Raw genomic sequence first — 24,270 nt, forward strand, 5'->3', positions numbered from 1 at the left:
CTTCTCCAGGGCGGTGTCGTCGTCGTAGACGAAGTAGCCCGGGTTCGGCGAGGCGATCATGTCGAAGTTGAGATACGCCTCGACGCCGGCGGCCCCGCCGTTCTGGACGTAGTAGGTCGACCCGCGCAGGCCGAGCTCCTCGGCGCCCCACCAGCCGAAGCGGACGTGCTTGGTCAGCGTGGGGTTGCGCTCGGCCAGGGTCAGCGCGACCTCCAGCAGCGCCGCCGAGCCGGAGCCGTTGTCGTTGATGCCGGGGCCGGCGCTCACGGAGTCGAGGTGGCTGCCGAGCATGACCGTCGGGCCGGTGGGTCCGGCCGGCCAGTTGGCGATCAGGTTGGCGTGGGTCTGGCCGTTGTAGGTGAAGTTCTGCACCGCGGTGGTGTAGCCGGCCGCGTCCAGCCGGCCCTTGATGTAGTTCAGCGAGGCGGTGTAGCCGGAGGTGGCCGAGGCCCGGTTGCCGCCGTTGCCGGAGGCGATCGACTGCAGCTGGTTCAGGTGTGCGCTCACGTTGGCCACCGGGATGTCCGGTGCTCCGGTCGGCGGGTTGCCGGTGCCGACGGTCAGCGAGTAGGTCACCGACTTGGCGCCTGAGGGGGCGCTGGCGTTCAGGGTGATCGGGAAGGTCCCCTGCGGCGTGTCCGCCGAGGTGGCGAGCGTCACCGTCGAGCTCTGGCCGGCCGTGACGGAGGCGGGGGCGAAGCTCACCGTGGCGCCCGAGGGGACGCCGGCCGCCGACAGGGTCACGGTCTGCGCGCTGCCCGACAGGACCGAGGTGTTCAGCGTCGCCGTCGCCGACCCGCCGGGCTGGACCGTCCCGGAGGTGGGGCTCACCGAGATGGAGTAGTCGTCGCCCGGCGCGGTGCAGGTCGCCTCGCCGCTCTGCGCCGGGACGCTGACCGCGGCCCAGGCGGCCTTGACCGCGTTGAACTCCACGCAGCCGTTCGGGAACAGCTGCTTGGCGGCCTCCAGCGTCCGCAGGCGCGCCTTGGCGTGCGTCCACGGGATGGTCTTGGCGTTCAGACCGGCCATGAAGATCTGGCCGGCCTTCTGGATGCCGATGCCGGTCAGGCTGGACGGGCCGGAGCAGACCGGGCTGGAGGGCTTGCCGGGTGGGTTGGTGCCCTCGGCCAGCAGGTAGAACCAGTGGTTCTGCGGGCCGGCCGCGGCGTGCACCTCGGTGTTGGGGATGGAGGAGCTGTAGCAGTTGGGGTCGCCCAGCGTGCCCGGGTTGTACATGTTGCGGATCGGCCCCTGGCCGACCAGGTCGACTTCCTCGCCGACGAGATAGTCCGGATCGTCCAGGGTGGCCGGCTGGTTGACGAAGTGCTCGGTCAGCGCGCCGAAGATGTCGCCGGTCGACTCGTTCAGGCCGCCGGCCTCGTTGCCGCTGCCCGCGCCGCCGGAGCCGGAGAACTGGAAGATCGCGTGGCCGTACTCGTGCGCCACCACGTCCATCGGGGTGGCCTGCTTGCTGTTGGCCTGGTTGTGACCGAAGTTGGTGTAGGAGCCGTTCCAGTAGGCGTTGACGTCGGAGAGGCCGACGCGGGCGGGGAAGGCGCCGCCGGAGCCGTTGAAGCCGTTGCGGCCCAGCCAGTCGCGCAGCATGTTCCACTCCTGCTGGGCGGCGTACAGCGCGTCCACGCAGGCGGTCTCCAGGTTGGTGCCCTGGCCGTTGCCCCAGGAGTCGTCGGTGCCGGTGTAGGCCGAGCCGTTCTGGCCGCCGCAGCGCAGCCCCGACCGGGTGGTGTCGGTCATCGAGTAGGAGCCGCTGGAGCCGGAGGTCTGGATGGTCACCGGGTTGCCGTTGTAGAAACTGTTGCCGGTGCCGGCGCGGACGTCGTCGACCTTGTCGATGACCGCGCCGGTCCGGGCGTCGACGTAGACGTGCAGCACGCTCGGCGCCTGCGCGGTGCGGCCGGTGACGACCACCTCCCACGCCAGCACGGGCCGGTCGGTGGCCGCGTGCACCACGAGCACGGGCGCGGCGGCGGTCTCGACGGTCGTGAGCCGGCCGCGCGCGGTGGCCGAGGCGGCCTCCGCGCTGACGGTGGCCTTGGTGTCCAGATCCAGCTCGGCCTGCTGGCCGGAGCTGAGGCTCTCCACCGTGGCACCGGACCTGTCGGTCACGACGATCACGTCACCGCCGTAGACGGGCAGTCCCCGGTAGGTGCGCTTGTAGTGGAGATACTGGAGGCCGCGTGTCCCCACGACGACCCTGTCCCGCTCGAAACGGTCTCCGGAAGCCTTCCGCAGGGCCCTGGAGCCCGAGGCCAGGGCGCGCTCGGCGCTGGTGATCGCGCGTCTGCGGCCGTCGGCGTCCGGCGGGGCGGAAGCGGGCTCGCGCTCGGGGGAGACCTTCACCGGGACCGGGTCCGAGGGCGCGGTCCCTCCGGCGGCCGGGGCGCTCAGCGCGCTCGCCGGGGTGGGCGTCGCCAGGGCCGCGGCCGCCAGTACGGCGACGGCTCCTAACTTGACTCTGGTTCTCACTCTGGGTGACTCCTCTCACCAGTCCCCTGGGGGGAAAGGGACCTAAGGAGCCGAGGCCGGCCAGGGCTGACCCAAAAGTGGCATCACTGATACCTGTTACAGAACCCTCTAGATGTCCATAGGTTCTTCCTATGGACTGGGATCACCGCGGCGGAACGGAGATCACTGCGGCGGATGGAGCGGCTGCCCGTTGCGTTTGATCCAGCACGCGTATGCGGGGGCTTTCAGGGCCTCACTCCAGTACGCGCGCATCACGCTGCTCACGAGCGGCACCGCGCTGTCGGCCAGCGGGCCGTACTGGGTCCATCCGATGATGTGACGGAAGACCAGGGGCGTGTCCACCAGCGGGCGCACGACGATTCCCGCCCGCCCCTGATGGGTCGCCTGGAACATCGCCACGCACCGGCCCGCCCTGACCAGGTCGTAGGCGAGGTTGGCGTTGAGGGAGAACGAGACCCGGGGCACGAAACCGCGTTCGGCGCAGGCCGCCCAGAAATGCTCGCGGTAGCCGAACTCCACCTGAGGGGGCATCGCCCACTCCTCCTCGGCCAGGTCCGCCAGCTCGATCTCCTCGCACCGGGCCAGCGGATGGGAGGCCGCCACGCCCACGAAGATCGGTTCGGTGGCCGGGACCTCGTAGATCACGCCTGGTGGGGGCGCCAGCTCGTAGCCCGGATAGTCGCCCAGGACGGCCAGCTCCAGCCGTCCGGCCGAAAGGAGCGCGGGCAGGACGTCCATGCACTCCTCGGTCCGGATGGTGAGGTCGGCGTGGGGCGCCAGGTCGTACAGGCAGTTGCTGATGTGGCCGGCGATGGAGGTGTTGCCGCACCCCAGCCGGATCACCGGCTTGCCCGTCCCCCGCTCGACGCGGTGGCGGGCGTCGCGCTGCAACGTGCCGAACGCGTGCAGCAGCGAGCCGGAGCGGTCGAGGAGCCAGGCGCCCAGCGGCGTCGGGCGGCTGCCCTCGTGGACCCGCTCGAACAGGCGCCCCCCGATCATGCGCTCGATCCGTTGCAACTGGCCGGCCAGAGAGGGCTGGGACAGCCCGAGGTAGGAGGCGGCCTTGGAGATGCTGCCGTATTCGGCTATGGCATGGATGACCCGAAGATGACGTACTTCCAAGTCCATGGAGGGATGATAGGAAAAATCAAAATGCAGATGAACGCGAAAGTCGATACACGTTTCAGTGGCGGTTTTCCCCGGCCCGGTGGTGCGCGGGGTCAAGGGATTCCCCGGCCCGGTGGTGCGTGAGGCCGGGGGAACGGAACTGTGGGTCACCCCGGAGAAGATCTCCGTCCCTCTTGACAGGGACATCCGGGTCTTCGGAACGGGGTGGGGCAAGCGGATCTCCGGGACGGGGCGGGGACGGCGGCCGCCGTACGGCTGATCCACTGCACGCGTCCTCCGGATCGGTTCCTCCGGATCGGTCGCCATTGCCGCGTAGAGTCGCCTTCCGTGCGCTTTGGGTAACATGCCGGGAGATCTTGGAGATCTGTGGCCGGGGTGGAGCAGCGCGAGGTGGGCCCGACCCCTCATGATGGAGGTATGGCGGAGGCGATCTACGTCGGTGGTCTGCTGGTGGCGACACCACAACTCGACGATCCCAACTTCCGGCGCAGCGTGGTCCTGGTCCTGGAGCACGACCACGAGGGCGGCACTCTGGGCGTGGTGCTCAACCGGCCCAGCGACATCTCGGTGACGCAGGTGCTGCCGACCTGGGACGCCATGGTGACCGGCCCGCCCGTGCTGTTCCAGGGCGGCCCCGTGCAGACCGACAGCGCCCTGGCTCTGGCCGCCGTCCCGAGCGGGCAGGAGCCCCTCGGCTGGCGGCGGCTGCACGCGGGCACCGCGGCGGTCTCCCGGCTCGGCACCGTCGACCTCGACGCCCCGCCGGAGATCCTCGCCGGGGAGATCGCCCAGATGCGGATCTTCGCCGGATACGCCGGCTGGACCGCGGGGCAGCTGGAGGCCGAGATCGGCGAGGGCGCCTGGTACGTCGTGGACTCCGAGCCCGGCGACACCTTCCACCATGACCCCGAGTCGCTGTGGCGGGCCGTGCTCCGCCGTCAGCGGGGCGAGCTCGCCTACGTGGCGACCTGCCCGGACGATCCCTCGATGAACTGAGGGCCCTGGCGGGCGCGGTCCCAGCCGGGGCGCATCGAGCGCTCGGCCATGGCCAGCATCGCCTCCAGGCGCCGGGCCAGCGCGGTGAGGTCGTAGCCGCCGTCGAGCGCGCAGAGCTCGAAGCCGATCCGGGTCACGCTGGAGAAGAGCGCGACGACGAAGTTGGCCAGGAGGTCGTCGCGGTCGGCGCCCTCGCGCCGGGCGACCTCGGCGACCAGCCGCCGCTCGTGCTCCATCATCCGCCGCACGCTCCCGGCCAGGAGCGCGGGGGTGCCGTCGACCAGCTCACGCGCTTTGAGGAACCTGGCCCGGTCGGCAAGATCCCCCTCCTCTAACATGGTGACCATCGCGCGCAGGGCATGGCTGAGCGCGGTGAACGGCGGTTCCTCCGCGGGCCGGGCGGACAGCTCGGCGAGCACGACCTCGACGCCTTCGAGGGGCGGGGAGAGCGCGACGTCCTCCTTGGTCGCGAAATAGCGGAAGAACGTGCGGGGCGAGACGTCCACGGCGGCCGCGATCTGGTCGACGGTCGTGGCCTCGTACCCCTGCTCCGCGAACAGGTCGAGGGCGGCGTCGACCAGCGCCAGCCTCGTCTTCTGTTTCTTGCGCTCCCGTAGACCGGGTCGACTCATGCATGTCACCCCTTCGAAACGTATAGTTCACAGTCTGCCATATGTCATGACATGACTCTTAAAACAATTTGTCATATGTCAGGGACTGCCATAAATTACCTTGGGTTGACACGCCTCATACGGGGGCGATCAGACTCACGAGGGGACCCTTCCATGGCAGACGCCAAGACGGTGGCCGCACCGCCGCCGCCAGATCCCGGCACGTCGTCGAGGCAGAGGCACCCGTGGCTCACGCTCCTCTCGGTGTCGCTCGGTGTGATCATGGTGATGCTCGACGGCACCGTCGTCGCCATCGCCAACCCGGTGATCGCCCAGGACCTCAAGGCCTCCCTTGCCGACCTGCAGTGGGTGACCAGCGGCTACCTGCTCGCGCTCGCCGTGTTCCTGATCACCGCGGGCAAGCTCGGCGACCTGTTCGGCCATAAGAGGATCTTCCTGGTGGGCGTCGCCGGCTTCGCGCTCACCTCGCTCGCGATCGGCCTCAGCTCCTCGGTCGGCATGCTGATCGGGCTGCGCGTGCTCCAGGGCCTGTTCGGCGCGCTGCTGCAGCCGGCCGCCCTCGCGCTGCTGCGGGTGGCCTTCCCCGGCGAGCGGCTGAAGATGGCGATGGGTGCCTGGGGCGGCATCATCGGCCTGTCCAGCGCCGCCGGCCCGATCGTCGGCGGCCTGCTGGTCGAGCACGTGAGCTGGCAGTCGGTCTTCTTCATCAACGTCCCCGTGGGCGTCGTGGCCCTGGCCATGGGCCTGTGGGTGCTCGGCGAGAGCAGGGCGCAGACCCTGTCGAAGGTCGACTGGCTGGGCGTCGTGCTGCTGTCGGTTACGATGTTCGCCCTGGTCTGGGCCATCATCAAGGCTCCCGACTGGGGCTGGGGCGACCCGCTGACCATCGGCTTCCTGGCCGCGGCCGTGCTGGTCGGCGCCGTGTTCGTCTGGTGGCAGACCCGGGCCGCCGAGCCGCTCCTGCCGCTGAGCCTCTTCGGCAACGCCTCGGTCTCCATCGGCACCGGCCTGATGATGCTCGTCGCGTTCTCCATGTTCGGCGCGATGTTCTTCCTCACCTTCTTCTTCCAGGGCGTGCACGGGCTCACGCCCCTGGAGGGTGGCCTGCGGATGCTGCCGATGAGCGCGGGCATGATCGTCGCCTCGCCGCTGGCCGCCGTGCTCATCGGCAAGCTCGGCACCAAGATCACTATCGCGGGCGGCATGCTGGTCACCGCCCTGGCGATGTTCATGATGTCCAGGCTCAGCCTTGACGCCGCGTTCATGGACAGCGGCATCCCGTTCGTCCTGCTGGCCTTCGGGCTCTCGCCGGTCTTCGTCGGCGCCACCGAGATCATCGTCGGCAACGCGCCCGAGGACCTCAGCGGCGTCGCGGGCGGCATCCAGCAGTCCGCCATGCAGGTCGGCGGCGCGCTCGGCACGGCCATCCTCGGCGCGATCGTGTCGGCGCGGGTGGCCGACGTCTACCCCGGCCACTGGGCGGACGCCAAGCTCCCGCCGCTCCCGGCCGAGCAGGTCGACGGGCTGAAGGAGCTGGCAACCTTCGGCGGGGCGCCTTCGGCCCAGATGATGCCCGGCGTGCCCGAGCAGGTCGTCCAGGGCATCGCCGGCGTCTCACACCTGTCCTTCCTGGACGGCATGCACCTCGGCTTCCTGGTCAGCACGGGCGTCGCGGTCCTGGCGGCCGTGCTCGCGCTGTTCGTCAAGGCGGGTCGCAAGTCCGAGGACGGCCCCATCCACATGGGCTGACCCACCCCGTCGACGTACGGCTCCCGCCATCGCCCGGCGGGAGCCGTACCCGTTCAGGCGGGTGTGACCGTGAGCGTCTGCGTGCCCGAGGTGGGAGTCGTCACGGTGAGGATCCGCCGCTCGGGATCCCAGGCGGAGGACAGGGCCCCGGTGACCCTGCCGCCCCGCGGGAACTCGTCGGCGGGCAGGTAGACCTCGGTCGGGCCGGTCCCGTTGGCGTCGAAGCGGACGGTCAGCGAGTGGGACGCGCGGTCGTAGGCGACCTGCCGGGGGACGCCCCCGATCGCCCTCGGGTACGGCCTGGCGTAGACGGGCACGAGCGGGCCCGGGGCTCCCTTGCCGTCGTAGGGACCCCAGGGCCCGGGGTCGCGCGACCAGTAGGCCCGGCCCATGCCGAGCTCGTCGGTCACCTCCAGCATCCGCTCCACCAGTTCGACGGCGCCCGGCCGGGTGGTGTCGAGGCCGAACTCGCCCAGGATGACCGGCCCGCCCTGGCGCTCGGCGAGGCGGAGCATGTTCGAGCGCCACCAGCCGAGCGTGGTGTCGGTCCACTCGCGGGAGGCGCCCACGTAGTCCTCGCCGAGATCCAGCGGGAGCGGGTAGATGTGCGGGGCCAGACCGATCCGCGGCTCGCCCGCCCGCGGGTCCTCGAACCGGGGCAGACCGCTGGGCAGGCCCCAGTTGACCCCGACCGCCTGCGGCTCCACGAAGATCCAGTTGTCCTGGTCGACGCTCCTGATCTGCGCGATCGTGCGGCGGTAGAGCTCGGCCAGCGGCCCGTTCTCGAACGCCGCGCCCTGCACCGCGCCGCCCCACGGCTCGTTCATCAGGTCGTAGCCGATGACCGCCGGGTCGTCCTTGAAGTGGTCGGCCACCGCCCGCCAGGCCCTGGCGTAGTGGTCCATCAGCTCGGGGTGCTCGCCGGTGGTGTTCCAGAAGTGGTCGAAGGCCCGCATGACGCCGGGGTCGAGGTAGTACAGCTCCCAGGTGTCGTGTTCGCGGGCGACCGGCAGGCCGTCGGTGTGGGTGGCCCACCCGGGAGCGCCGTTGCCCGCGTGCCCGTCGGGGGTGACGCGGTCGCCCCACAGGTCCTGGTGCATGTCGAGCATGACGTGGTAGCCCCGCTTGGCGTACCAGCCGACCCGCTCAGCCACTTTTTCCAGATATTTCGTGTCATAGACGCCGGGAGATGGCTCGACGGCCCGCCACTGGATCAGGAACCTGACGAAGTTCGTGCCCATCGCCCGATACTCGGTCTCGACGTCCGCCTCGGTCAGCTCGGGCAGCCCGTCCGGGGTGCTCTTGGCGCTGCTCGCGGTGTTGAAGCCGTGCAGCGTCAGCGCCCGTCCCCGGTCGTCGGTGACGTATCGCGGGACCCGCTCGGGCGCGTCGCCCCGGGCGACCGATGCCACCCCGCCCGCCGCGGCGACGGCCAGGGCCAGCCCCGCGACGGCCAGCCGCGGGCGCCTCATCGGGGCGTCCTTCCGGTGGCGGCCGGGGGCCGGTGGCCGGTGGTGCCCGTTCCGTCGGGGGCCCGTCCTGCGACGGCCGGCCGAGGGTGCCTCATCCTGATGCCTCCATCTCCCCGCCGTCTTCCAGGGCTCTGCCGCACGTCCCGGCACGGCGGGCGGGGACGCGGCGGGACCCGGTGGAGCTCGGCGCACGGGATGCGACGGGCCCCGGATCCGGGTCTTTCACGGGAATCGGTTGGGCGCTAGCCTGCCGAACATGAGCATTGTTCGCAATAGCCTGCCGACGGTCGTTACCTTGCTGATCGTCTCGGCGTTCGGGGTGTTCGGCGCCGGTATCGCCACCGCCGCCGGCTATCTCGCCGTGCCCTCCGCCGTGGGCCTGCCGTACGGCCTGCCCGGCCTGCGGGCGGTCCCGCTCGGCGAGACCGGCTGGCCTCTCACGCTCACCGAGAACCTCGCCGCCCTGGCCCTGGCCGGAGTGGTCGCCTGGGTGACCGCCCACCGGCGGGGCGGGGCCGTGCGGGCCTTCTTCGCCGGCTGGGGCGCCTTCGTCCTGGGCGCGCTGGTGGCCAACCTGCTGCGCGCGGTCGTCATCTCCCAGACCGTCGAGGCCGGCCCTGGCGCCTACGCCGGGCTGCTGCTGGGGGCCCTGGCCGCCGGGCTGCTCTGGGGCGCCGCGCTGGGCTGGACGGCCGGGGCCGCGGCCCTGGCGAGCGTCGGCGCGGGGACCGCGGCGGTGCGGGCATAAAATCGACAGGGTGAACACGAAGATTCTCCCTGAGAGCGATATCCGGCCCGACCTGTCGTTCGGCGACGGCGACCACGAGCGGTTCGCCCACTACGCCGACAAAGACAAGATCATGGAGAGCGCGTTCAGCGGCACTCCGGTCCGCGCGATCTGCGGCAAGGTCTGGGTGCCCAACCGCGACCCGCAGAAGTTCCCGGTCTGCCCCGAGTGCAAGGAGATCTACGAGGGGCTGCCCAAGGGCGAGGACAACAACGACAACAAGTGAGTGTTGTTCGTGGGTGATCGCCACCGATGAGGTTACGGTCGGGAGGCCGCTGGGGAGCGGCAGTCGACCAGCAGATGTGACCTGTCGGGGGAGTTCATGGCTCGGCGTGCGATCGCCGCTATTTTGGCATGCCTGTTCACAGCGGGCGCCGCTCCCGCCGCCCCGGCGTCCGCTGTGGCCGAGTCCCCGGAGTCGACGCAGTCCCCGGAGTCGCCGGGGTGCGCGAGGGCGCTCGGGGCCGCGACCCCCGGACGCGGGCCCGAGCCGCGCGCGCCGGACCCGGCGCAGGTCGCGGAGATGCTCGCCGATCTGAGACGGCGCCTGTCGGGGATGCGCCGCGGGCCCTGGACCCCGATCACGGTCCCCACCCAGGTGCACGTCATCGCCGCCGGCCCCCTGGGGGCCCAGGACGCCGCGGTGCGCAGCCAGATCGCCACGCTCAACGCCGCCTACGCCGGCCGCTACGGCGGGGTCGACACCGGGATCCGGTTCCGCCTCGACGACCTGACCCGGACCGACAACGTCGCCTGGTTCCGGGAGCCGCTCTCCTACGAGGCGCAGATAAAGAAGGCGCGCAAGGGCGGCGCGGAGACCCTCAACCTCTATGTCGCCCAGCTCGGCCAGCTCGTACTCGGCTACTCCACCTACCCCTACTGGTACAAGAACGAGCCCCAGCTCGACGGCGTGGTCATCGACTGGCGCAGCCTGCCCGGCGGGTCGCTGCGCAACTTCGACCGGGGATACACCGGGGTCCACGAGATCGGCCACTGGCTCGGGCTGCTGCACACCTTCGAGAACGGCTGCGAGTCACCGGGTGACGGGATCGACGACACCGTGCCGGAGGGCCAGCCCACCGAGGGCTGTCCGGCCGGCAAGGACAGCTGCAAGGGCGGCGACCCCGACCCGATCCGCAACTTCATGGACTACTCCCACGATCACTGCATGTCGGAGTTCACCACCGGCCAGGCGGCCCGGATGCATGAGATGTGGTCGACGTACCGTGCCCCGGAGCCGGACACTACCCTTGACGGGTGACAGCACCGAAGACACTTGACGCTCCATACGGATCCCCCCGGATCTTCGGTCCCGAATACCGCACGGCCTCCCTGGGCATCCTGCTCGTCGTCACCCTGATCGCCTTCGAGGGCATGTCGATCGGCGCGGTGATGCCCGCGGTCTCCAAGGATCTCGACGCGCTCGACCTGTACGGCATGAGCTTCTCGGCCTTCCTCATCTCCGGCCTGCTCGCCAACGTCGTCGCCGGCCTCTGGTCGGACCGGCGGGGTCACGCCCTGCCCTTCCTGCTCGGCGTGGGCCTGTTCGTGATCGGCATGGCCCTGGCGGGCGCCGCCGGATCCAAGGAGCTGTTCATCGTGGCGCGCGCCGTACAGGGGCTGGGCGGCGGTGCGGTCATCGTGGCCATCTACGTGATGATCGTGCGGGTCTACGTCTCCGAGGCCAGGCCCAAGGTGTTCGCCGCTCTGTCGGCCGCCTGGGTGCTGCCCGCGCTGGTCGGTCCCGGCATCGGCGGCCTCATCGCCCAGACGCTCGGATGGCGCTGGGTCTTCTTCGGGATCGTGCCGCTGGTGATCCCGGCCATGCTGATGCTCCTGCCCGCGCTGCGCGGCGGCGAGGCCCCGGCCCCGGCCCCGGAGGCGGCCGGCCCCCGGTCCCGGCCGCTGGCGATGACCCTGGCGGCGATGGCCACGGCCGGTGGCGCCGGGGCGCTGCTGTACGGCGTGGACCGGCTGCACACCACCCCGGTCCCCGGCGGGATCGCCACCGCCGCCGGACTGGTCGCGCTGGCCGTGGGCCTGCCCCGGCTGCTGCCGCCGAGGGCGCTCAGGTTCGGCCGCGGCCTGCCCACCACGGTCATGATGCGCGGCGTGCTCTCCTCGGCGTTCTTCGGGGTCAACGCCTTCATCCCGCTGTTGCTCACCGAGGTGTCCGGCCTGTCGGTCGCGCAGGCCGGCGTCGCCCTCACCACGGGCGCCCTGGGCTGGACCACCGGCTCCTACCTGCAGAGCCGCCGCGAATACGACCGCCCCCGGCTGGTACGGCTCGGCGCTAGCGCGGTCACCACCGGCATCCTGCTGACGATGCTCGCGCTCGTGCCCGGCGTCACCGGCTGGGTCACCGTGCCCGCCTGGGTCGTCGCCGGATTCGGCATGGGCATCGGCGTCACCAGCGTCAGCGTCACCGCGATGCGCCAGTCGCCCGACGCGGAGCAGGGCGCCAACTCCGCCGCTCTCCAGGTCGTCGACACCCTGGGCGGCGCGCTCACGATCGGCGTCGGCGGCGTGCTGATCAACCTGATCGGCCACGACGACATCGCCACCGGCTACACCACGATCGCCGCCCTCATGGCGGCCATAGGACTGCTCGGAGTGATCGTCGCCGTGCGCATGCGGGACGTCTCCTGACTCATCGGTCACTCACGTAACCACGATCACCTATAGCCGGACCGCGCCCCGGGAGGCATGGTAGGACGGTATGACCGTGACCACCGGGAGGAGTAGTCGTCGTGGACGAGCGCCCTCACCGAGCGCGGCCGCCGGAGGATCCCGGGCGCGAGACCGGACGCCGGGTGTGGCCCCCGGAGGGGGCCGGGCGCGGTGGCCGCCGCGCCCGGCCGGCCGAGGATCTCAGGCGCGACGACGGGCGCGCGGCGCCGTCCCTGGAGGGGGCCGGACACGGGGGGCAGCACCGGGCGCGTCCGCGGCAGGAGCCCGAGCGCGGCTCCCGGCGGCGGGCGCGGCCGCCGGAGGGCGGTGCCGGGCAGGTGCCGTCCGAGGAGCCGGAGGGCGCTGCCGGACCAGCCCGGGCCGCCGGGGAGGAGCCGGAGCGGGGCGGCGCGTGGACATGGCCCGCCGAGGAGCCGGAGCGCGGCGGCCGGCGGCGGGCGCGGCCCGTGGAGGGGCCGGGGCGGGGCGGCGCGTGGACATGGCCCGCCGAGGAGGCGGAGCGCGGCTCCCCACGGGCCCGGCCGGTGGGAGAGCCGGAGGGCGGCGGCCGGCGGGAGTCCGCGGCGGGCGTGCCACCTGACGACCTCCCGCCTTCGGCCCGCTGGTACGGCACGCCGGCCGCCCCGCCCCGCAGTCGGCTCCCGGGCCGCCTCCGGCGCCGCCTGCTCGTCCTGACCGCCCTGGCGGCCGGGGCCGGAGCCGTCGCCGTCGCGGCCGTCGTCCTGGCCCCCCGAATCCTGCCCGCCGCCCCGCCGCCCGCCGTGGTGAGCGACCGCCTCGCGGGCGTGGGATACCCGCTGCCCGAGGGCTGGCGGGTGGGCACGGTGCCGCCGGTCACCGAGTTCACCGCGGTGGCGGGCAGCGGCGGGGAGGCGACGGTGATGTCCAGGCCCGCGGAGCCGGTGACCGACGTGCGCAAGGCGACGGTGGAGCTGGCCGACATCTACGCCCGGCTGCTGCTCCACGGCGACGAGGTCGAGGTCGTCGACGACCGGGCGGTCACGGTGGGCGGGCGGAGCGGCCACAGCCGCGCCCTGCGGGCGGAGTATCGAGACGTCGTCAACCGCCCGGCCTATCTCCGTGTGGTGTTTCTCACCGGCGCCGGGGGACGGCCGGTCGTCGTGGTCGGCATGGCCCAGCCCGACGATCCCCGGCTGCGGGCCGAGATCGACACGGTGATCTCCGGGATCCGTTAGGCGTGACGGCGGCCCGCTTCCGCACGCCCGGCGGGCGCCCGCGACAGGGCCTCGGGGGGACGGCGGGAGGCCCCGGGGGGCGCGGCCGTACGCGGCCGGGAGACCTTTAGCACGCGGAGGTGACCTTGGCGAGCATCTCGCCGGATCGGCACGTCTTGTCGGCGACTCAGATTACCCTGGGGACACTGTGAGCACTTTCGCCGCATCCCACCTGTCCCCCTCGTATCCCGAACGTGCCGCCTGGGGCACCGCGCCGAAGCTCCGCGCCTGGCAGAAGGAGGCATTCGACCTCTACTCCAGACGTGAGCCGCGCGACTTCCTCGCGGTCGCCACGCCCGGTGCGGGCAAGACGACCTTCGCGCTGCGCATCGCCAGCGAGCTCCTGTCGCGAGGGATCGTCCGGGCTGTGACGATCGTCACACCCACCGAGCATCTCAAGCAGCAGTGGGCCGACGCCGCCTCCAGGGTCGGCATCGCCATCGACCCCGAGTTCAAGAACAGCCAGGGCGCGACCTCGCGCGACTACGTCGGCGTGGCCGTCACCTACGCCCAGATCTCGATGCACCCGGCGCTGCACCGCGCCCGGACCGAGGCGCGCAAGACGCTCGTCATCTTCGACGAGATCCACCACGCGGGCGACGCGAAGTCCTGGGGCGACGGCGTGCGCGAGGCGTTCGAGCCCGCCGCGCGGCGCCTGGCGCTGACCGGCACGCCGTTCCGGTCCGACGTCAACCCGATCCCGTTCGTCACCTACATGGAAGACGGCGAGGGCATCCGGCGCAGCGTCTCCGACTACTCCTACGGCTACGGCCCGGCGCTCGCCGACGGCGTCGTCCGGCCGGTCATCTTCCTCGCCTACGCGGGCGAGATGCGCTGGCGGACCCGCGCGGGCGACGAGATCGCCGCGACCCTCGGCACCCCGCTCACCAAGGACCAGCTCGGCCAGGCGTGGAAGGCCGCGCTCGACCCCAAGGGCGACTGGATCCGGCAGGTGCTCCACGCGGCGGACCGGCGGCTGACCGAGGTGCGCAGGGGCGTCCCCGACGCGGGCGCCCTGGTCATCGCCACCGACCACGAGACCGCCCGCGCCTACGCCAAACACATCCGCGCCATCACCGGGGAGGGCGCCACGGTCGTGCTCTCCGACGACCCCGAGGCGTCGAAGAAGATCAAGCAGTTCTCCGCGTCCCAGGACCGCTGGCTGGTGGCGGTCCGGATGGTCTCCGAGGGCGTCGACATCCCCCGCCTGGCCGTCGGGGTCTACGCCACGAGCACCTCGACCCCGCTGTTCTTCGCCCAGGCCGTCGGCCGTTTCGTCCGGGCCCGCAAGCGCGGCGAGACCGCCTCGGTGTTCCTGCCCTCGGTGCCCACCCTGATGGGGCTGGCCGGGGAGATGGAGGCCGAGCGCGACCACGTGCTCGACCGCAGCCTCCCGGAGGAGGGCCTCGACGACTTCCTGCTCGACGACGCCCAGCGCAAGAAGGACAACCCCGACGTCCTGGGGGACGAGCTGCCCTTCGAGACGCTGGAGGCGGTCGCGACCTTCGACCGGGTGCTCTTCGACGGCGGCGAGTTCGGCACCGCCGCCGAGCCGGGCTCCCCCGAGGAGGAAGACTTCCTCGGCCTGCCCGGCCTGCTGGAGCCCGACCAGGTGCGGACCCTGCTGAGCAAGCGCCAGTCCGACCAGCTCAAGGCCAAGCGGAACCGGCCCGAGCCCAAGGAGCCCCAGCTCGCCCCGCACGAGCTCATCGCCAACCTGCGCAGGGAGCTCAACGGGCTGGTCGGCGCGTGGAACCACCGCACCGGCCAGCCCCACGGTGTCATCCACGCCGAGCTCCGCCGGGCCTGTGGCGGCCCGGCCATCGCGCAGGCCACCGCCGAGCAGGTCCAGGAGCGGATCGACAAGATCCGCCACTGGGCCACCCAGCGGTCGCACTAGCCGCCCTCCCGCGGCGGACGCGGGCTCCGGGAGCCGGAGGTCTGGCGGACGGAGCCCCGGGACGCGGCGAGCCGGAAGGCGGGATCCTGGAGCGCCGAGGGCGCGTGCCCGGTCGGCTCAGGCAATCGGCTCAGGGGGTCAGCTCAGGGAGATCGGCCGCCCGGTCCGGCCGTCGATGGCCCGGAACGCCCCCTTGCCGGGCAGCGGCGGCGCCAGGCGCACCTCCACCGAGGCCATCCCGTCCGCCACGCTCACCGGGAGACTCCGGGCGCCGGCGGGCCGGTGCCTCATCGGCCCCTCGTGCAGCCAGACCCTGACATCCCGCCGGTCGCGGCGCAGGACGACGGTCGCGGTGTCGCACTCGTCCGCCACGGCCGTCCAGCGGAACGTCACGGCGCGCAGGTCGCCCTGGCGCCGGGCCGGCCGCGCCTGCTCGGGGGAGGGCAGCCGGGCGGCGCAGGCCGTCGCGCGCCCGGCCGGCTCCGCCACCGGGGCGGTCACGGCCGGGGCGGTCATGGCCGGGGGTTGGGCGACCGGGGTGGACGGGGCCCGGGTGGTGCTGTGGACCCAGAGCGTGGTCACCTCCAGCCCGGCCAGCGCGACCACGCTGCCCAGCCGGGTCGCGCCGTTGCCGCGTATCAGCAGCCACAGACACAGGGGAGCCAGGATCAGCCATGAGACACCGAGCACGAGCATGGACGGTCACCACCGTGAGATCAGAGGATTACGACTCTCCGTAATACTCTTATCGCATCCGGTAGCGACCGTCTTGGAAGTTTCATGACCGGTCTGTAGGCCCTTCCGGGACCGAGGGCCCCTCCCGTGACCGAGGGCCCCTCCCGGGCCGGAGGCCCCGGAGCCGTCAGCGGGAGTCAGGACCGGACCACCGGCTCGCCGCTGAGGTCGGCCCCGGCGGCGCCGAGCTCGGCCAGCGCGGCCTCCGTGGTCGACCTGGCCACCCCGGCGGTCAGGTCCAGCAGCACCCGCACGGCCAGGCCGTTGCCGACCGCGTCCAGGGCGGTGGCGCGCACGCAGTGGTCGGTGGCGATGCCGACGATGTCCACCGCGCTCACCTGGCGCCGGGCGAGCCAGTCGGCCAGGCCCGTCCCGTCGGGGGCGCTGCCCTCGAAGCCGCTGTAGGCGGCGGCGTGGGCGCCCTTGCTGAACACCTCCTCCACCTTGGCGGTGTCGAAGGCGGGGTGGAATTGCGCGCCCGGGGTCCCGGCCACGCAGTGGGCGGGCCAGGAGCCGGCGTAGTCGGGCTCGGCGGCGAAGTGGTCGCCGGGGTCGACGTGGAAGTCACGGGTGGCCACGACATGGTCGTAGTCGTGCGAGGCGACGTGCCGGGAGATGGCCGCGGCGACCTCGGCGCCGCCGCCCACCGGCAGGCTGCCGCCCTCGCAGAAGTCGTTCTGGACATCGACGATGATCAGTGCGGTTGCCATGAAGGCTAGTCAAACACGGTCGGAATGGCGGCGTAGCCCCGGGACAGCTGGTGGGCCTCGGCGGGGAGCTCGGCGACGGTCTCGCGGTGCCGGAAGCGGGCCGCCTCCAGCTCCTCCCGGCCGACGACCTCACCGCCGCGGACCAGCTCGACCTGGAGCGGGCGGCTGTCGGCGGGGCGGTCGCCGGAGACGGTGACCAGCTCGGCGACCGCCGTGCCCGCCGGGTCGAGCTGCCGGAAGGCATTCTTGCGCCCGCCCCGGCTGGGCTTGCCCACCGACTTCTTGGCCACCGGCTGCACGATCCCCTGGGCGTCCTCCCGGGCGACGAGCTTGTAGACCAGCGCGGCCGTCGGCACGCCGGACCCGGTGACCAGCGAGGTGCCGACGCCGTAGGCGTCCACCGGGGCAGCCGACAGCGCCGCGATGGCGTACTCGTCCAGGTCGCTGGTGACGAGGATCCGGGTCTTGCCGGCGCCCAGCGAGTCGAGCTGCCCGCGGACGGCGTGGGCGACCTCGGCCAGGTCGCCGGAGTCGAGGCGGACGGCCCCCAGGTCGGGGCCCGCCAGCTCCACGCCGGCCCGTACGGCCTCGGCCACGTCGTAGGTGTCCACCAGCAGCGTGGTGCCCGCGCCCAGCGAGTCGATCTGGGCCTGGAAGGCGTGCCGCTCCGAGTCGTGCAGCAGGGTGAAGGCGTGGGCGGCGGTCCCGGCGGTCGGCACGCCGTACAGGTGACCGGCCATCAGGTTGGAGGTGAAGGCGAACCCGCTCAGGTAGGCGGCCCGCGCGGCGGCCACGGCCGCCATCTCGTGGGTGCGCCGCGAGCCCATCTCGATGAGTGGCCTGGACCCGGCGGCGCGGACCATCCGGGAGGCCGCGGTGGCGATGGCGCAGTCGTGGTTGAGGATCGACAGCAGCACCGTCTCCAGCAGCACGGCCTCGGCGAAGGTGCCCTCCACGGTCAGGATGGGGGACCCGGGGAAGTAGCACTCGCCCTCGCGGTAGCCGTACAGGTCGCCGGAGAAGCGGTAGCCGGCGAGGAAGTCCAGGGTGGGGGCGTCGACCACCCGGTTGTCGCGGAGGAAGGCGAGCTCCTCGTCGCCGAACCGGAAGTTCTCCAGCGCCTCCAGCACGCGGCCGGTCCCGGCGACCACCCCGTATCGCCGCCCTCCGGGCAGGTGCCGGGCGAACACCTCGAACACCGTCCGTCGTGAGGCCGCTCCGCTGCGCAGCGCCGCCTGCACCATTGTCAGCTCATAGTGATCTGTCAGCAACGCCCTGCTCATGCTCGTCATCACGAGTCGAAGACTAAGCCCGCGGTAGGGCAGACTGGTGTATGTGGGTAGCACCGCTCCAATGGAGGTCGAGCGTCCGTCAATCGACGTCCGGCCCGATCTGCCGTGGCTGACGATTGTCTGGAACGACCCGGTCAACCTGATGTCCTACGTCACGTATGTCTTCCAGTCCGTCTTCGGTTACTCGAAGGAGAAGGCGGAGAAGCTGATGCTCGACGTGCACCAGAAGGGCAGGGCCGTGGTCTCCAGCGGCACCCGCGAGGAGATGGAGCGCGACGTGCAGATCATGCACTCCTACGGTCTGTGGGCCACCGTGCAGCGGGATTCATGAGCGGCGGACGCGGTGGGACCCGTCCGGCGCCCTGTCCCGCGGCGGATCAAGGGCGGGCCCCGGCGGGAGACGGACGGGGATCGGTGAGCGAGCGGTGAGTTCGGGCTTCAAGCGAGGGCGCAAGGGCGGTGTGATCACCGTTTTCGACGCGGCCGAGGTCTCGATCCTGCGTTCGCTGGTCTCCCAGATCCTCGGTCTGATCGAGCCCGGGGAGACCGGGGACGACCCGCTGGAGCGCGCGCTCGGCATCGGCCCGTCCGAGCAGTCCGCCGACCCGGTGCTGGCCCGGCTGTTCCCCTCGGCCTACGAGGACGCCGAGCAGTCCGCGGAGTTCCGCCGCTACACCGAGGCGACCCTGCGCGACGGCAAGCGGGCCGACGCGCAGACCATGCTCGACAGCGCCGAGCCCGGACGGGTCGAGCTCACCCAGGAGCAGGCGCAGGCGTGGATGCGCGCGCTGAACGACGTACGGCTCGCGCTCGGCACCCGGCTGGAGGTGACCGAGGAGGTCCACGACGAGATCGCCCAGATGGGGGAGGACGACCCGCGCTATCCGGCGTACGTCACCTACGACTGGCTGACCTACCTTCAGGACACCTTGGTCCGTGCCCTTTGGTAACTTCCTGACATGCTCACGATCTCCCGGGAACTGGTTGACAAGATCATCGCGCACGCCCGGGCCGACCACCCGGACGAGGCCTGCGGCGTGATCGCCGGGCCGATCGGCTCCGACTCCCCTGAGCGGTTCGTCGCGATGGAGAACGCCGAGCGGTCGCCCACCTTCTACCGCTTCGACTCGATGGAGCAGCTGCGGGTCTGGCGCGAGATGGACGACCGCGACGAGGAGCCGGTGGTCATCTACCACTCCCACACCGCGACCGAGGCGTACCCCTCGCGGACCGACATCAGCTACGCCTCCGAGCCGAACGCCCACTACGTGCTGGTCTCCACCCGCGAGGAGCTGGGCGAGGAGGCCGAGCTGCGCTCCTACCGGATCGTCGACGGGGTGGTGGAGGAGGAAGAGGTCACGGTCACCTCGGGGTGAGCCGCGTCCCAGTGGCCGATACGGCCGTGATGTGAATCGTCCCTTTGGGTAAGCTGATGACCATGTCGACCGTTGACCCGAGCCTGGAGGACGTCGTGCTCTCACGTACCGGCGCACGGGCCCGGCTCGCGGGTCTCGCGGCCGTGCAGAGCTTCCTGTTCGCGCACACTCCCACCGTCGTCGTCTACGACTGTCGCTGACCGGCAGTTCTGGAATCCCTCCGTGCCCGCCGGTGTTCTGGATCCGGTGGGCGGCACTCCCATGACGACACAAGGAGATTGACCCGCGATGGCCATCGAGGTTCGCATTCCGACCATCCTGCGCACTTACACCGACGGCGCCAAGGCCGTCGACGCCAAGGGCGCGACGCTCGAGGAGCTGATCGGCGACCTGGAGACCCGGCACCCCGGGCTGAAGGACCGTCTGATCGACAAGGGCGCGCTGCGCCGTTTCGTGAACGTGTATCTGAACGACGAGGACGTCCGTTTCCTGGGCGGCCTGGAGACCCCGCTCTCCGACGGCGACACGGTCACCGTCCTGCCGGCCGTGGCTGGCGGCTCCCGCTAGCGGCGCGGCGCCGCCGCGCTCGACCGGGCGGCGGCGCACGCCGATGTTTCTGGTTTGTCACCACGGAGCGGAAGCCGTAGACGATGCGCTTTGACTCACTGATCGATTCCGTAGGCCGTACCCCGCTGGTCGGCCTGCCCCGGCTGTCACCGTCGGAGGACGTGCGGATCTGGGCCAAGCTGGAAGACCGCAACCCGACCGGTTCGATCAAGGACCGTCCCGCGCTGTGGATGGTCGAGCAGGCGGAGAAGGACGGCCTTCTCCGGCCCGGCTGCACGATCCTCGAACCCACGAGCGGCAACACCGGCATCTCGCTGGCGATGTCCGCCCGGCTCAAGGGCTACAGGCTGATCTGCGTGATGCCGGAGAACACCTCGGAGGAGCGCCGCCAGCTCCTGCGCATGTGGGGGGCGGAGATCATCTCCTCCCCGGCGGCCGGCGGCTCCAACGAGGCGGTCCGGGTCGCCAAGGGGCTGGCCGCGGAGAACCCGGACTGGGTGATGCTCTACCAGTACGGCAACCCGGCCAACTGGCGCTCCCACTACGAGACGACGGGGCCGGAGATCCTCCAGGACCTGCCGGCCGTCACCCACTTCGTGGCCGGTCTGGGCACCACCGGCACCCTGATGGGCGTCGGCCGGTTCCTGCGCGAGCGCGTCCCCGGCGTGAAGATCGTGGCCGCCGAGCCCCGCTACGGCGAGCTGGTGTACGGCCTGCGCAACGTGGACGAGGGCTTCATCCCCGAGCTCTACGACCCCGACGTCCTGACCACCCGCTTCTCCGTCTCCTCCGCCGACGCGCTCCGGCGCACGAGAGAGCTGCTGGCCACCGAGGGCATCTTCGCCGGGGTCTCCACCGGAGCCGCCCTGCACGGCGCGCTCGGCATGGCGAGCAAGGCCGTCAAGGCCGGGGAGCGGGCCGACATCGTGTTCGTGGTGGCCGACGGCGGCTGGAAATACCTGTCCACCGGCGCCTACGAGGGCACCCTGGACGAGGCCGAGGAGCGGCTCGAGGGCCAGCTCTGGGCATAGGGGGACCACCGCCCCGGGCTCGGAGCCTCCGGAAGCGCAGAAGGCGGGCGCCCCATCGGGGTGCCCGCCTTCTGCCTGTTCTGCCTGTCCTCCCTGTTCCGTTTGTTCCGCACCCGGCTCCGCCCGGCCGGGCCCGGCTCAGCCGGAGCCGGGCCGGGCGGCGCTCGGCGGGGTCAGGCTCAGTCGAACAGGACCCGCAGGGAGAAGGACGCCTCGCCGCCGTTCTGCGTCCCGCTCATACCGACGGCGCGCAGCTGCTGGAGGTTCGTCTTCTCCTCGCCCTGGAGGGTTTCGAGGTAGAGCTTCTCGACCTTGTTGAGATCGACGTAGGCGGCGAAGGTCGCCGAGTCGGCGTCGGGGATCGCGAGCTTGAAGCCCTCGTCGTCGGCCAGGCTCCCCTCCTTGGCGAGTTCGGCGGCGTACTCCTGCGAGCTGGCCAGGACGAAGGTGCCGTCACCGGGGACCTTGGCCAGCTGCGGGGCGGCGGTGCCCGAGTCGGCGAGGAACTTCTCGATCTTGCCGACGACCTCCTGCGCCTTGGCCGGGTCGGTGACCACGCGGGCGCCGAACTTGGGCTGGCCGCTGTCGAGGCCGTTGGCGTCCACCGCCAGGGTGATGTTCTTGCCGAGCAGGGTCACCAGGTCGGCGGGGAGCGCCAGCCCGTACTTCTGCTGGGCCTGGTCGGCGAACTGCTGGAAGCTCCCGCCGGCGGCCTGGTCGGCCGACTTCATGATCTGGGCCCACTGCTTGCCGATGATCTCGCCGAGACCGGAGATCGAGACCGCGCCGGCGGTGGAGACCGGGAGCTGGCCGATCCTGGTGGCCTCCGGCTCGCTCAGCCCCTCCAGGGGCTGCGCGCCGCGGCTGATGCCGGCCAGCTCGACGTAGCTGCCGTCGAAGCGGAGCGCGCCGGCCACGCGGGCGTTCTTGATCTGTTCGAGGGCGGCGGCGTCCTGACCGGCCAGCTCCGGAGCAAGCTGCGCGATCTTGCCGCCGTCCATCCAGAAGGAGAGCACGCCGGTCTCGCCGAGGGCGCTCAGGTCGTCGGAGAAGTTGGCGTTGTCGGTCAGCGGCGCCGCCTGGGTGGCCTGGTCGGCCTCCGCCTGGGTGCCGCTGAGCAGCGCGTAGTCCTCGCGGAAGGCGATGCCGTACTTCTCCTCGCCCATCAGCTTGGCGATCCCCGCCTTGGCCTTGGCCTCGTCGGTCACCTGGACGGCCACCACGAAACCGGGATCGTCGCCGGCCTTGGCCGGGGCGAGCACGGCCATGCCGACGCGGTCCCCGATCCACGGCTGGATATCGGTGGCGTAGTTCACCTTGCCGGCGCTGCCCATCTTGTCAGCCAGGTCGAAGAAGGCCTTGCGCGGGTCGTCGCCGGTGAAGGAGTCCTTGGTGACGGTGAACTTCTGGGCGATGCTGAACAGCGCCAGCTTCTGGTTGGCGGCCGGGTCGAAGTCCAGACGCAGGTAGCCGACGGCGTTGCCGGGGAGCACGTCGTGCGGCTGGGTGCCGCCGCCGCTGAGCATGCTGACCGCGAACGCGCCGCCGCCGCCCACGAGAGCGACGACCAGGGCGGCGACCACCGCGAGCAGCCAGCCCCTGCCGCCCTTACGGGCGGCGGGCGGAGTCGGCTGTCCCGCGCCGAGGAAATCGGTGCCCTGCTGCTGCCAGCCGGGCTGCTGGCCGTAGTTCTGCTGCTGACCGTAGTTCTGCTGCTGGTAGCCGGGCTGCTGGTAACCGGCCTGGCCCTGCTGCTGGTAGCCGGGGTAGCCGGGCTGGCCCTGCTGCTGGCCGTAGCCCTGCTGGCCCTGCTGCGGGTAGCCGGCCTGCTGGCCGTAGCCCTGCTGCGGCTGGCCCTGCTGGTAACCCCCCGCGCTCTGCTGCGGGTAGCCAGGCTGCTGCGGGTAGCCGGGCTGGCCCTGCTGCGGGTAGCCACCCTGCTGGGGATGGGGCTGGGCGTGCGGCTGACCGTGCTGCTGCGCACCCTCGTTCCAACGGTAGGCGATCGTCCTGTCGGGCTGCTGGCCCGGCACGGGCGACTGGTCGGGGGGATTGTTGGCAGACATGCTCACTCACAATGTGGACTTCTCGGATAAAGAGAAGTTAGTGCACATCGCTAGCGGACGCCTTGCAATGAACTAACCAGGCGATTGCTCTGTCCAAGGAGAATCAGACCCGCTGCAGCGCTTTGGCGGGTTTTCTCAGGGTGATCTCGCCGTTGCCGGTGGAGGCCACCGCGTCCCACGAGACGATGCTGCTGCCGGTGTAGAGCGTCCGGGACAGGAGCTTGAACAGCCAACTCGTCCGGTTGCCGGGGTCGCGGGTACGGCCCAGCATCACCGGGGCCCGCCGGTGCGAGACGACCAGGCCGGAGACCGTGAACTGCTGCTGCATCCCGAAGTCGGCCCTGCGGTTCTTCCTCATCCGGACGTCCACCACCTGGCCCACCCACACCCCCTCCGAGTCCCACACCGACTGACCGATGAGGTCACCGACTCCCGCCATCCCCGACCTCCCGCTCCCGCGAAATCGCTTGGAAAATGGTTATCAGTCTCTCAGTGGAATCCCGTTTTCCCAGGTAGCGGCACGCGTTCCGGGCCGATGGGGCGAGAGTCGCACGGACTGGGTAAAGTGAGCGCTCTAGAACAAGGTTCGGGAGCGTGAATGACGAAGTTCGACGAGGCGACGCAGGCCATCAGGGTGGACGAGACCACCTACGACGTGTGCCTGGACCCCGGATACTCGATCGGCGGGCCACTCAACGGCGGCTACCTCATGGCCGTGCTCCTGCGCGCCGTCGTGGACGCCTCACCGCACGACCATCCGGTGACCACCAGCGCGCAGTTCCTGCGCACCCCCCGGCCCGGCCCCGCCCGGGTGCGGCTGGAGCAGATCAAGGCCGGCCGCACCGCCGCGATGACCCGCGCGACCCTGGTCCAGGACGATGTCTCCTTCATCGAGACCCTCGTCACGACGGCCACCCTGGGAGAGGCCGTCCCCGACTGGACGGACGGTCCTTCGGCGGCCATGCCGCCCATCGAGCAGTGCGTCAGGCTGCCCGACCCCAAGCCCGAGTCGAACATCACGCTCAACGCGCAGATGGAGATGGCCTTCGACCCGCCCACCATCGGCTGGCTCGACGGCAACCCCACCGGCCGCCCCGAGGCCCGCGCCTACTTCCGGATGGCCGAGCCGCAGGACCCCGACCCCTACGTGCTGGCCCTGGCCGTGGACGCCCTCCCGCCGGTGGTCTTCTCCGCCGGAGCCCGGGGCTGGGCGCCGACCGTGGACCTCACCTGGCACCTGCGCGCCCTGCCCGCCCCCGGCTGGCTCACCCTGCTCGGCAGCGGCCGGATGATCAGCGACGGCTGGTTCGACGAGGAGGTCGAGGTCTGGGACTCCGCCGGCCGCCTGGTCGCCCAGTCCCGCCAACTCGCCCGGTTGGGCCGAGGCTGAACCGCGGCGCGCAGCGTCGCCGAGAA

At 71.5% G+C, this 24,270-nt stretch carries 25 protein-coding genes; 16 read left to right on the forward strand and 9 right to left on the reverse strand.

Annotated elements, in window-relative coordinates:
- Both ACZ6R6_RS18740 and ACZ6R6_RS18745 read right to left on the reverse strand, forming a co-directional pair.
- On the reverse strand, window positions 1-2,487 hold a 2,487-nt coding region (locus ACZ6R6_RS18740), incomplete at its 3' end, for a M28 family peptidase (RefSeq protein WP_470094907.1).
- A gap of 162 nt (window positions 2,488-2,649) precedes the next feature.
- Window positions 2,650-3,615 (reverse strand): LysR family transcriptional regulator, encoded by a 966-nt coding sequence (locus ACZ6R6_RS18745; protein WP_470094909.1) that lies wholly within the window; start codon window positions 3,613-3,615, stop codon window positions 2,650-2,652.
- A 58-nt stretch (window positions 3,616-3,673) separates the two neighbouring features.
- Here ACZ6R6_RS18745 and ACZ6R6_RS18750 point away from each other — a divergent pair, with 58 nt between their 5' ends.
- Window positions 3,674-3,874 carry a hypothetical protein gene (locus tag ACZ6R6_RS18750; RefSeq protein ID WP_470094911.1) on the forward strand — a complete coding sequence of 67 codons (201 nt, stop codon included), beginning with the start codon at window positions 3,674-3,676 and terminating at the stop codon, window positions 3,872-3,874.
- Between the two features lie 158 nt (window positions 3,875-4,032).
- Window positions 4,033-4,611 carry a YqgE/AlgH family protein gene (locus ACZ6R6_RS18755; protein ID WP_470094913.1) on the forward strand — a complete coding sequence of 193 codons (579 nt, stop codon included), beginning with the start codon at window positions 4,033-4,035 and terminating at the stop codon, window positions 4,609-4,611.
- Here the strand turns inward: ACZ6R6_RS18755 and ACZ6R6_RS18760 are convergent.
- On the reverse strand, window positions 4,572-5,243 hold the full coding sequence (locus ACZ6R6_RS18760) for a TetR family transcriptional regulator (RefSeq protein ID WP_470094915.1): 672 nt from the start codon (window positions 5,241-5,243) through the stop codon (window positions 4,572-4,574). The two genes, ACZ6R6_RS18755 and ACZ6R6_RS18760, sit on opposite strands and share 40 nt — an antisense overlap.
- A 153-nt stretch (window positions 5,244-5,396) precedes the next feature.
- On the opposite strand from ACZ6R6_RS18760, the gene ACZ6R6_RS18765 reads away from it, so the two are divergent.
- Complete coding sequence (locus ACZ6R6_RS18765; protein ID WP_470094917.1) at window positions 5,397-6,992, forward strand: MFS transporter; 1,596 nt, start codon at window positions 5,397-5,399, stop codon at window positions 6,990-6,992.
- A gap of 53 nt (window positions 6,993-7,045) precedes the next feature.
- Here ACZ6R6_RS18765 and ACZ6R6_RS18770 read toward each other — a convergent pair whose 3' ends face one another.
- Window positions 7,046-8,464 carry a cellulase family glycosylhydrolase gene (locus ACZ6R6_RS18770; protein WP_470094919.1) on the reverse strand — a complete coding sequence of 473 codons (1,419 nt, stop codon included), beginning with the start codon at window positions 8,462-8,464 and terminating at the stop codon, window positions 7,046-7,048.
- Window positions 8,465-8,720: 256 nt separating this feature from the next.
- Between ACZ6R6_RS18770 and ACZ6R6_RS18775 the strand changes: the two genes are divergently transcribed.
- The 6 genes from ACZ6R6_RS18775 to ACZ6R6_RS18800 all read left to right on the forward strand — a co-directional run bounded on the left by ACZ6R6_RS18775 (window position 8,721) and on the right by ACZ6R6_RS18800 (window position 15,077).
- Window positions 8,721-9,212 carry a hypothetical protein gene (locus tag ACZ6R6_RS18775; protein WP_470094920.1) on the forward strand — a complete coding sequence of 164 codons (492 nt, stop codon included), beginning with the start codon at window positions 8,721-8,723 and terminating at the stop codon, window positions 9,210-9,212.
- A gap of 10 nt (window positions 9,213-9,222) precedes the next feature.
- Window positions 9,223-9,477, forward strand: coding sequence for a DUF3039 domain-containing protein (locus ACZ6R6_RS18780; RefSeq protein ID WP_306856468.1), 255 nt, complete (start codon window positions 9,223-9,225; stop codon window positions 9,475-9,477).
- Between the two features lie 297 nt (window positions 9,478-9,774).
- The gene (locus tag ACZ6R6_RS18785; protein WP_470094923.1) at window positions 9,775-10,512 is read left to right on the forward strand and encodes a zinc metalloprotease; all 738 of its coding nucleotides are present in this window, start codon (window positions 9,775-9,777) and stop codon (window positions 10,510-10,512) included.
- Window positions 10,509-11,900, forward strand: coding sequence for an MFS transporter (locus tag ACZ6R6_RS18790; protein ID WP_470094925.1), 1,392 nt, complete (start codon window positions 10,509-10,511; stop codon window positions 11,898-11,900). The genes ACZ6R6_RS18785 and ACZ6R6_RS18790 overlap by 4 nt, the downstream gene beginning before the upstream one ends.
- A gap of 101 nt (window positions 11,901-12,001) precedes the next feature.
- Window positions 12,002-13,138 carry a hypothetical protein gene (locus ACZ6R6_RS18795; RefSeq protein WP_470094927.1) on the forward strand — a complete coding sequence of 379 codons (1,137 nt, stop codon included), beginning with the start codon at window positions 12,002-12,004 and terminating at the stop codon, window positions 13,136-13,138.
- A 187-nt stretch (window positions 13,139-13,325) separates the two neighbouring features.
- Window positions 13,326-15,077, forward strand: coding sequence for a DEAD/DEAH box helicase (locus ACZ6R6_RS18800; protein ID WP_470094929.1), 1,752 nt, complete (start codon window positions 13,326-13,328; stop codon window positions 15,075-15,077).
- A gap of 138 nt (window positions 15,078-15,215) precedes the next feature.
- Here ACZ6R6_RS18800 and ACZ6R6_RS18805 read toward each other — a convergent pair whose 3' ends face one another.
- The 3 genes from ACZ6R6_RS18805 to ACZ6R6_RS18815 all read right to left on the reverse strand — a co-directional run bounded on the left by ACZ6R6_RS18805 (window position 15,216) and on the right by ACZ6R6_RS18815 (window position 17,814).
- A complete protein-coding gene (locus tag ACZ6R6_RS18805; protein ID WP_470094931.1) occupies window positions 15,216-15,773 on the reverse strand; it encodes a hypothetical protein in 558 nt (185 codons plus the stop codon).
- Between the two features lie 176 nt (window positions 15,774-15,949).
- Window positions 15,950-16,522 carry an isochorismatase family protein gene (locus ACZ6R6_RS18810; RefSeq protein WP_470094933.1) on the reverse strand — a complete coding sequence of 191 codons (573 nt, stop codon included), beginning with the start codon at window positions 16,520-16,522 and terminating at the stop codon, window positions 15,950-15,952.
- 5 nt (window positions 16,523-16,527) lie between these two features.
- Complete coding sequence (locus ACZ6R6_RS18815; protein WP_470095225.1) at window positions 16,528-17,814, reverse strand: nicotinate phosphoribosyltransferase; 1,287 nt, start codon at window positions 17,812-17,814, stop codon at window positions 16,528-16,530.
- A gap of 61 nt (window positions 17,815-17,875) precedes the next feature.
- Here ACZ6R6_RS18815 and clpS point away from each other — a divergent pair, with 61 nt between their 5' ends.
- The 6 genes from clpS to ACZ6R6_RS18845 all read left to right on the forward strand — a co-directional run bounded on the left by clpS (window position 17,876) and on the right by ACZ6R6_RS18845 (window position 20,788).
- On the forward strand, window positions 17,876-18,145 hold the full coding sequence (gene clpS, locus ACZ6R6_RS18820) for an ATP-dependent Clp protease adapter ClpS (protein ID WP_031159029.1): 270 nt from the start codon (window positions 17,876-17,878) through the stop codon (window positions 18,143-18,145).
- 94 nt (window positions 18,146-18,239) lie between these two features.
- The gene (locus ACZ6R6_RS18825) at window positions 18,240-18,764 is read left to right on the forward strand and encodes a DUF2017 domain-containing protein (protein ID WP_470094935.1); all 525 of its coding nucleotides are present in this window, start codon (window positions 18,240-18,242) and stop codon (window positions 18,762-18,764) included.
- 9 nt (window positions 18,765-18,773) lie between these two features.
- Complete coding sequence (locus ACZ6R6_RS18830; RefSeq protein ID WP_306856479.1) at window positions 18,774-19,190, forward strand: M67 family metallopeptidase; 417 nt, start codon at window positions 18,774-18,776, stop codon at window positions 19,188-19,190.
- A 62-nt stretch (window positions 19,191-19,252) separates the two neighbouring features.
- A complete protein-coding gene (locus ACZ6R6_RS18835) occupies window positions 19,253-19,390 on the forward strand; it encodes a hypothetical protein (protein ID WP_306856481.1) in 138 nt (45 codons plus the stop codon).
- A gap of 88 nt (window positions 19,391-19,478) precedes the next feature.
- Window positions 19,479-19,757, forward strand: coding sequence for a MoaD/ThiS family protein (locus ACZ6R6_RS18840; protein ID WP_306856482.1), 279 nt, complete (start codon window positions 19,479-19,481; stop codon window positions 19,755-19,757).
- Window positions 19,758-19,840: 83 nt separating this feature from the next.
- Window positions 19,841-20,788 (forward strand): PLP-dependent cysteine synthase family protein, encoded by a 948-nt coding sequence (locus ACZ6R6_RS18845; protein WP_470094936.1) that lies wholly within the window; start codon window positions 19,841-19,843, stop codon window positions 20,786-20,788.
- A gap of 179 nt (window positions 20,789-20,967) precedes the next feature.
- Here ACZ6R6_RS18845 and ACZ6R6_RS18850 read toward each other — a convergent pair whose 3' ends face one another.
- Both ACZ6R6_RS18850 and ACZ6R6_RS18855 read right to left on the reverse strand, forming a co-directional pair.
- Window positions 20,968-22,854 (reverse strand): DUF3352 domain-containing protein, encoded by a 1,887-nt coding sequence (locus ACZ6R6_RS18850; RefSeq protein WP_470094937.1) that lies wholly within the window; start codon window positions 22,852-22,854, stop codon window positions 20,968-20,970.
- A gap of 103 nt (window positions 22,855-22,957) precedes the next feature.
- Entirely contained in the window at window positions 22,958-23,293 is a 336-nt protein-coding gene (locus ACZ6R6_RS18855; RefSeq protein ID WP_306856486.1) for a hypothetical protein, read from the reverse strand.
- Between the two features lie 159 nt (window positions 23,294-23,452).
- Between ACZ6R6_RS18855 and ACZ6R6_RS18860 the strand changes: the two genes are divergently transcribed.
- A complete protein-coding gene (locus ACZ6R6_RS18860) occupies window positions 23,453-24,244 on the forward strand; it encodes a thioesterase family protein (protein ID WP_470094938.1) in 792 nt (263 codons plus the stop codon).
- Window positions 24,245-24,270: the final 26 nt, after the last annotated feature.

It is taken from the genome of Streptosporangium sp. NPDC048886, from assembly GCF_055586905.1.

Excerpts from the sequence above, each read along its gene's own strand:
- ACZ6R6_RS18745 (WP_470094909.1), bottom strand. The coding sequence starts at position 3,615 with ATGGACTTGGAAGTACGTCATCTTCGGGTCATCCATGCCATAGCCGAA.
- ACZ6R6_RS18755 (WP_470094913.1), top strand. The coding sequence starts at position 4,033 with ATGGCGGAGGCGATCTACGTCGGTGGTCTGCTGGTGGCGACACCACAA.
- ACZ6R6_RS18760 (WP_470094915.1), bottom strand. The coding sequence starts at position 5,243 with ATGAGTCGACCCGGTCTACGGGAGCGCAAGAAACAGAAGACGAGGCTG.
- ACZ6R6_RS18765 (WP_470094917.1), top strand. The coding sequence starts at position 5,397 with ATGGCAGACGCCAAGACGGTGGCCGCACCGCCGCCGCCAGATCCCGGC.
- ACZ6R6_RS18770 (WP_470094919.1), bottom strand. The coding sequence starts at position 8,464 with ATGAGGCGCCCGCGGCTGGCCGTCGCGGGGCTGGCCCTGGCCGTCGCC.
- ACZ6R6_RS18775 (WP_470094920.1), top strand. The coding sequence starts at position 8,721 with ATGAGCATTGTTCGCAATAGCCTGCCGACGGTCGTTACCTTGCTGATC.
- ACZ6R6_RS18785 (WP_470094923.1), top strand. The coding sequence starts at position 9,775 with ATGCTCGCCGATCTGAGACGGCGCCTGTCGGGGATGCGCCGCGGGCCC.
- ACZ6R6_RS18805 (WP_470094931.1), bottom strand. The coding sequence starts at position 15,773 with ATGCTCGTGCTCGGTGTCTCATGGCTGATCCTGGCTCCCCTGTGTCTG.
- ACZ6R6_RS18810 (WP_470094933.1), bottom strand. The coding sequence starts at position 16,522 with ATGGCAACCGCACTGATCATCGTCGATGTCCAGAACGACTTCTGCGAG.
- ACZ6R6_RS18815 (WP_470095225.1), bottom strand. The coding sequence starts at position 17,814 with ATGACGAGCATGAGCAGGGCGTTGCTGACAGATCACTATGAGCTGACA.
- clpS (WP_031159029.1), top strand. The coding sequence starts at position 17,876 with ATGGAGGTCGAGCGTCCGTCAATCGACGTCCGGCCCGATCTGCCGTGG.
- ACZ6R6_RS18830 (WP_306856479.1), top strand. The coding sequence starts at position 18,774 with ATGCTCACGATCTCCCGGGAACTGGTTGACAAGATCATCGCGCACGCC.
- ACZ6R6_RS18835 (WP_306856481.1), top strand. The coding sequence starts at position 19,253 with ATGTCGACCGTTGACCCGAGCCTGGAGGACGTCGTGCTCTCACGTACC.
- ACZ6R6_RS18840 (WP_306856482.1), top strand. The coding sequence starts at position 19,479 with ATGGCCATCGAGGTTCGCATTCCGACCATCCTGCGCACTTACACCGAC.
- ACZ6R6_RS18845 (WP_470094936.1), top strand. The coding sequence starts at position 19,841 with ATGCGCTTTGACTCACTGATCGATTCCGTAGGCCGTACCCCGCTGGTC.
- ACZ6R6_RS18850 (WP_470094937.1), bottom strand. The coding sequence starts at position 22,854 with ATGTCTGCCAACAATCCCCCCGACCAGTCGCCCGTGCCGGGCCAGCAG.
- ACZ6R6_RS18855 (WP_306856486.1), bottom strand. The coding sequence starts at position 23,293 with ATGGCGGGAGTCGGTGACCTCATCGGTCAGTCGGTGTGGGACTCGGAG.
- ACZ6R6_RS18860 (WP_470094938.1), top strand. The coding sequence starts at position 23,453 with ATGACGAAGTTCGACGAGGCGACGCAGGCCATCAGGGTGGACGAGACC.